Origin of the sequence: Streptomyces sp. Ru73 (assembly GCF_002920575.1) — a bacterium.
Lineage (GTDB): Bacteria > Actinomycetota > Actinomycetes > Streptomycetales > Streptomycetaceae > Streptomyces.
Window position 1 is genome coordinate 52,230 of sequence record NZ_PQSQ01000048.1, and the last position, 6,078, is coordinate 58,307.

Consider the following 6,078-nt stretch of genomic DNA (forward strand, 5'->3'; position numbering starts at 1 on the left):
GGCGTCAGAACGGCATCCGGCCGCGGGCCCGGCGGCCGGCGGAGCCGCTGCGCCCCACCGCCTTGGAGCTGCTGCGGAACGGCATGCTGAGGAGGCGGCCCAGCAGTCCGGGCGCCTTGCCGCCGGCCCGCGATCCGGCGTTGAGGGTGCGCTGGGCGCCGCTCTGGGGGCGGCGGGACAGCCGGGGCACGAAGAAGGCCAGGACTGCCAGAACAACACATACGGCGACAATGCCGAGAATCATCATGAAGGCTCCTTGGTCGAGGCGTACGTCCCGTCTGCCCCGCCACTTCTCGGCAAACCATTGACAAGCTTGCGCAACATTGCCGAGCATGAGGCGGGCCGATCCACGGCACCGCGCCGCGCCCCTGCGGCAGCACGACACCCCTCAGGAGGCAAGGTGGCCCCCACCCTCACGGACGTGGCCACACGCGCGGGCGTCGCCCTGTCCACCGCGTCCCGCGCGTTCAGCGATCCGGACCGGCTGGGCCCGGAAACCTTGCGCAAGGTTGTCGAAGCGGCGCGGGAGATCGGGTACCGGGCACCGCAGGGCCGCGCGGGCGGCGGCGGGGCCAGGGCCGTCCAGCAGGACACCATCGCGGTGATCGTCCCGGACGTGGCGAACCCCGTCTTCGGGTCCTTCGTCAAGAGCGCGCAGCGCGAGGGCTGGCACCGCCGCTCCGCGGTCGTCGTGGCCGACACCGACTTCGCGCCCGAACGCGAGCGCGAGCTGATCGGGTACCTCAGCGAGCGCGCGGCCGGGCTGATCGTCTGTTCCCCGCGGCTGGCCGCCGACGAGGTGACCGACCTGTGCGGCGGCACCCCGGTGGTCCTGGTCAACCGGGAGACCGAGCGGGCCGACTGCGTGCTCGCCGACGCGCGCGACGGGCTGCGCCAGACCGTGGAGTACCTGGCGGCGCTCGGCCACCGCCGGCTCGCCTACGTCCAGGGCTCGGCCCACTCCTGGTCCAACGCCCACCGCGTCGCGCTGGCCCGTGAGCTGACGGCGGCCGCCGGGCTCGAACTGGACGTGCTGGGGCGGCAGTCGGAGACCATGGAAGGCGGCACGGCGGCCGCGGCGAGCGTGCTCGCCTCCGGCGCCACCGCCGTACTGGCCCACAACGACCTGGTGGCCCTGGGCATCCTGGCCGGCGCCCGGCCCCTCGGCGTGCGCGTCCCCGAAGACCTCAGCGTCGTCGGCTTCGACGACATCCCCTTCGCGGCCGCCTCGCACCCGGCGCTGACCAGCGTCGCCGTGCCCATGGCACGGGCCGGCGCGAACGCCGTGGAGCGGATCTCCGCCGCCCTCGCCGGCCCCCGCACCCCGCCGGAGACCCTGCGGCTCGCCACCCAGCTGCACGTCCGCGGCTCCACCGGCCCCGCGCCGAAGGCCACTCCCACCACCCCGGAGCGCCCCTGATGAGCAAGCCCGACCGCATAGCCGCCGTCGACGTCCTGGTCACCAGCCCGACCCGCAACTACGTCACCCTCAAGGTCACCACCGAGCAGGGGCTCACCGGCTGGGGCGACGCCACCCTCAACGGCCGCGAACTGGCCGTCGCCGCCTACCTCCGCGACCATCTCGTCCCGCTCCTCCTCGGCCGCGACCCCGCGCGCATCGAGGACACCTGGCAGTACCTCTACCGCGGCGCCTACTGGCGGCGCGGCCCGGTCACCATGACCGCCATCGGCGCGGTGGACCTGGCCCTGTGGGACATCAAGGGCAAGGCGGCGGGCCTGCCGGTGTACCAGCTGCTCGGCGGCGCGGTACGCGACCGGGTCCTCTGCTACACCCACGCCACCGGCTGGGACGTGCCCCGGCTGCTGGACTCGCTCGACGCCCGGCTTGCCGAGGGCTTCCGGGCCGTACGCGCCCAGACCGGCGTCCCGGGCCTCGACGTCGTCTACGGCGTCGAGCGGGACGGCGCCGCGTACGAGCCGGCGGGGCGCGGCGCCCTGCCCGCCGAGGAGGTCTGGGACACCGACGCCTATCTGCGGCACGCCCCCGAGGCGCTGGCGGCGGCCCGCGCCCACCTCGGCCCCGAGGTCGCGCTGCTGCACGACGCGCACCACCGCCTCACCCCCAACGAGGCGGCGCGCCTGGGCCGTTCACTGGAGGAGCTGGGCCTGTTCTGGCTGGAGGACGTCACCCCGGCCGAGAACCAGGAGGTGCTGCGCACCGTCCGCGCCAGGACCACCGTGCCGCTCGCCATCGGCGAGGTCTTCAACACGGTATGGGAGTGCCAGAGCCTGATCACCGAGCAGCTCATCGACTACGTGCGCTGCTGCGTCACGCACGCCGGCGGCATCAGCCATCTGCGCCGCATCGCGGCGCTCGCCGACGTCTGGCAGGTCAGGCTCGGCCCGCACGGCCCCTCGGACGTCTCCCCCGTCGCGCTGGCCGCCTCCCTCCATGTCGGCCTTGCCACCCCGAACTTCGCCATCCAGGAGTACATGGGCTACGACCCGCTGGTGCACGAGGTGTTCCGGCACGCCTGGTCGTACGAGGACGGCCATCTGCACCCGGGTGACGCGCCCGGTCTGGGCGTCGAGGTGGACGAGGAACTGGCGGACCGTCATCCGTACCAGCCCGCCTACCTGCCCGTGGCCCGCCGCCGGGACGGTTCCCTGACCGACTGGTGACACGGCCGCCACCGCCCGCCGCACGAACGCAAGGACACCCCTCCCCCATGACCACCGCCGCCCGCACCGCCCGCCTGACCGCCGCCACCGCACCGGCCGGCGCGCTGTCGCACCACCGCACCCTCACCCCCGCCGACACCGGCATCGTCCACCTCGGCCTCGGCAACTTCCACCGCGCCCACCAGGCCGTGTACACCGCGGCGGCGCTGGCTCGCGAGGCGGGGCCGTGGGGCATCCTCGGCGTCGCCGGCCGGTCCGCCGCCGTGGCCGACGCGCTGCGCGCCCAGGACCTGCGCTACACCGTCGCCGAGGTCTCCCCCGATGGACTGCGCTGCTCCATTCCGGCCGTGCACACCGGTGTACTCGTCGCAGCCCACGAGCCCGAGCAGGTGCAGCAGGCGCTCGCGGCGCCCGGCACCCGCGTGGTGTCCCTGACCGTCACCGAGCACGGCTACACCTACTCACCCCGTACCGGCGGCCTCGACCTGGACCACCCCGCGGTCCGCGCCGACCTGCGCGGCAACCGCACCGCGCCGCAGTCCACCCTCGGGCGCATCGTGCGTGCCCTCCAGGCGCGCGCGGCCACTCATGGCGCCCCGGTGACCGTGGTGAGCTGCGACAACCTGGTCGGCAACGGCAATCACACGCGCCGCCTGGTCGAGGAGTTCGTCGCCCACCTGCCGGCCGGCGAGCGCGACGAGCTCGGCGCCTGGATGGCCGCGGGGAACGTCGCCTTCCCCCACACCATGGTCGACCGGATCGTGCCCGCGACGACGGACGCGGAGCGCGCCGCGGTCGCCGGTGCGCTCGGGCTGCGCGACGACGTCCCGGTGCCCGCCGAGCCGTTCACCATGTGGGTGCTGGAGGACCGCTTCGCCGCCTCACGTCCCGCCTGGGAGGCCGGCGGCGCGCTCTTCACCGACGACGTGGAGCCGTACGAACTGCTCAAGGTGCGGCTGCTCAACGGCACCCACTCGCTCATCGCCTACCTGGGTGCCCTGGCCGGCTGCGACACCATCCCGCAGTCCACCGCGCAGCCGTTCGTCACGGCGGCGGCCCGCGCGGTGCTGCGGGACGAGTACCTGCCGAGCCTCACCGTCCCCGACGGCGTCGACCTGGACGCGTACGTGGAGCAGCTGTTCACCCGCTGGGCCAATTCGGCGCTCGGCCATCGCACCCGCCAGGTCGGCTCGGACGGTTCGGCGAAGCTGCGCCAGCGCGTCCCGGACCCCGCACTGCTCCACCTGCGGGCCGGGCGGATGCCGCACCACCTCGCGCTCACCGTCGCCGGGTACCTGTGCTGCCTCGCCCCGGCGGCCGGCTTCGACCCCGGCGAGCACGCGGCCGCGATGGCGGACCCGGCCCGCGAACGGCTGGCCGCGCTGCGCGCCCGTACCGGTGACGGGCCGTCCTTCGCGGCCGCCGTGCTGGCCGACGGGCTCCTCGGCGACGAGCTGCCGGAGCATCCCGAATTCGCCCGTCGCATCGGCGAGTTCATCGATCTGATCCAGGCCGGCGGGCCACGTGCGGCAGCCGAGGAGGCCGGTGCCTGACCCGCGTCACCCGGCCCTCAGAAGGCGACGGGGTCGCGGAGGAGCGGGCAGGTCATGCAGTGCCCGCCGCCGCGGCCCCGGCCGAGTTCGGCCCCCACGATGGTGATCACCTCGACACCCGCCCTGCGCAGCAGGGAGTTGGTGGTGGTGTTGCGGTCGTAGGTGAAGACGACGCCGGGTTCCAGCGCGACGGCGTTGTTGCCGCTGTCCCACTGCTGCCGCTCGGAGGCGTACTCGTCGCCACCGGTCTCGATCACCCGCAGTCCGTCCAGCCCCAGCGCCTTGGCGACCACGTCGACGAAGGGGGTGGTGCCCTCGTCGGTGATCTCGTAGCCGGGTGCCCGGTCGGCGGGCCGGAGCGAGAAGGTGTGCACCGCGTCCATGATCTTCGGGTAGAGCGTGACGATGTCCCGGTCGGCGAAGGTGAAGACGGTGTCCAGGTGCATCGCCGAGCGGAGCCTGGGCATGCCGGCGACGATGACGTGCCGGGCCGCGCCCTGCTCGAACAGCGCGGCGGCCACCTGGGTGATGGCCTGACGCGAGGTGCGCTCGCTCATCCCCATCAGGACGACGCCGTTGCCCACCGGCATGATGTCGCCGCCCTCGAAGCTGGCCTGGCCCCAGTCCCGTTCGGGGTCGCCCCACCACACGGTGGCGTCCTTGAAGTCCGGGTGGAAGGTGTACACCGCCTTCATCAGCAGGGTCTCGGCGTGCCGTGCGGGCCAGTACAGCGGATTGAGGGTCACGCCGCCGTAGAGCCAGCAGGTGGTGTCGCGGGTGTAGAGCGTGTTGGGCAGCGGGGGCATCAGGTACTCGCGCGCGCCGGTCGCCTCGCGGGCCAGCGCCAGGTACCCGGAGCGGAACTCCTCCGGCAGGTCGGCTGTGGCCAGCCCGCCGATCAGGTACGCGGCGAGCTGCGCGGCCGGCAGGGTGAGCAGGAAGGCGCGGGTGTCCTCGACGAGGCCGAGCCCGACCTCGTTCGCGGTGATCTTCCGGTCCAGCAGCCATTCAGTGGCCCCGGGCACGGCCAGGGTCCCGGCGAGCAGGTCGTGCAGCTCGATGACCTCCACGCCGCCCTGCCGGAGCTTGCTGACGAAGTCCGCGTGGTCGCGCTGGGCGTTCTGCACCCACATGACGTCGTCGAAGAGCAGGTCGCCGGAGTTGGTGGGGGTGAGGCGGTGGTGCGCGAGACCGGGTGCGCAGACCAGCACCCTGCGGAGCCTGCCGACCTCGGAGTGGACCCCGAAGGCCGGGCGGTGCGTGGTGTCGGTACTGCTCATGACGTCCCTGTCGACGAGCCTGCGCGGGCCTGAGAAACCTAACGCCTCAGCAGCCCGTTTCACCCTTTTCGTCCCGCTGTCGCGCGTCGTACGTGTCACCGCCGGGCCGCACCCGGGACCGCACCCACCGCCGCGTGACGCGCCCTGGGGCTGGCCTATAGTGCCGCGCATGACCAGGACGAACGCCTGCGGCGCTGCTCTTCCCCCAGGCGGTCGCCGCCTTCCGCGCACCCCGGCCGGCCCGGCCGCAGCACTCCCCGGCACCCGGCGGGCGGCAGCATGACGCTCACACAGCTACGCGCTTTCGCCGAGGCGGAGCGGCTCGGCTCCTTCACCGCGGCGGCCGGCGCCATGGAGATCGCGCAGGCGTCCGTGTCGGAGCTGGTACGCCGCCTCGAAGAGGAACTGGACGCCGAGCTGTTCGTCCGCGGCAGCCGCCGGCTCACCCTCACCGCGGCCGGGCGCGAACTGCTGCCGTACGCGCAGGAGGCGCTGCGGGCCGCGGACGGCGGCGTCCGGGCGGTGCGTTCCCTCGGCTCGCTGGGCGGCGGCACCGCCACGTTCGGTGTGCTGCGCAACGCCGACTATTACCTCCTCGCCAA

Annotated in this window: 6 protein-coding genes; 4 read left to right on the forward strand and 2 right to left on the reverse strand. The window is 73.8% G+C overall.

Annotated features, from left to right (window positions below):
- Positions 1–4 precede the first annotated feature (4 nt).
- Positions 5–247 carry a DUF6411 family protein gene (locus C3486_RS20920; RefSeq protein ID WP_103834268.1) on the reverse strand — a complete coding sequence of 81 codons (243 nt, stop codon included), beginning with the start codon at positions 245–247 and terminating at the stop codon, positions 5–7.
- 153 nt (positions 248–400) lie between these two features.
- Between C3486_RS20920 and C3486_RS20925 the strand changes: the two genes are divergently transcribed.
- The 3 genes from C3486_RS20925 to C3486_RS20935 are packed head-to-tail and all read left to right on the forward strand — an operon-like array spanning position 401 to position 4,196.
- A complete protein-coding gene (locus tag C3486_RS20925; protein WP_103834269.1) occupies positions 401–1,420 on the forward strand; it encodes a LacI family DNA-binding transcriptional regulator in 1,020 nt (339 codons plus the stop codon).
- Positions 1,420–2,643 (forward strand): D-mannonate dehydratase ManD, encoded by a 1,224-nt coding sequence (gene manD, locus C3486_RS20930; RefSeq protein ID WP_103834270.1) that lies wholly within the window; start codon positions 1,420–1,422, stop codon positions 2,641–2,643. Before C3486_RS20925 ends, manD begins: the two co-directional genes overlap by 1 nt.
- Positions 2,644–2,690: 47 nt before the next feature.
- The gene (locus tag C3486_RS20935; protein ID WP_103834271.1) at positions 2,691–4,196 is read left to right on the forward strand and encodes a mannitol dehydrogenase family protein; all 1,506 of its coding nucleotides are present in this window, start codon (positions 2,691–2,693) and stop codon (positions 4,194–4,196) included.
- Between the two features lie 17 nt (positions 4,197–4,213).
- On the opposite strand, the gene C3486_RS20940 is transcribed toward C3486_RS20935, so the two are convergent.
- A complete protein-coding gene (locus C3486_RS20940; RefSeq protein WP_103834272.1) occupies positions 4,214–5,476 on the reverse strand; it encodes an arginine deiminase in 1,263 nt (420 codons plus the stop codon).
- Positions 5,477–5,755: 279 nt separating this feature from the next.
- Between C3486_RS20940 and C3486_RS20945 the strand changes: the two genes are divergently transcribed.
- The coding region (locus C3486_RS20945; protein WP_146075025.1) for a LysR family transcriptional regulator at positions 5,756–6,078 on the forward strand (323 nt) is incomplete at its 3' end.

What these genes read in the sequence shown, in the direction of transcription:
- C3486_RS20920 (WP_103834268.1), bottom strand. Translation starts at nt 247, where the DNA reads ATGATGATTCTCGGCATTGTCGCCGTATGTGTTGTTCTGGCAGTCCTG.
- manD (WP_103834270.1), top strand. Translation starts at nt 1,420, where the DNA reads ATGAGCAAGCCCGACCGCATAGCCGCCGTCGACGTCCTGGTCACCAGC.
- C3486_RS20935 (WP_103834271.1), top strand. Translation starts at nt 2,691, where the DNA reads ATGACCACCGCCGCCCGCACCGCCCGCCTGACCGCCGCCACCGCACCG.
- C3486_RS20940 (WP_103834272.1), bottom strand. Translation starts at nt 5,476, where the DNA reads ATGAGCAGTACCGACACCACGCACCGCCCGGCCTTCGGGGTCCACTCC.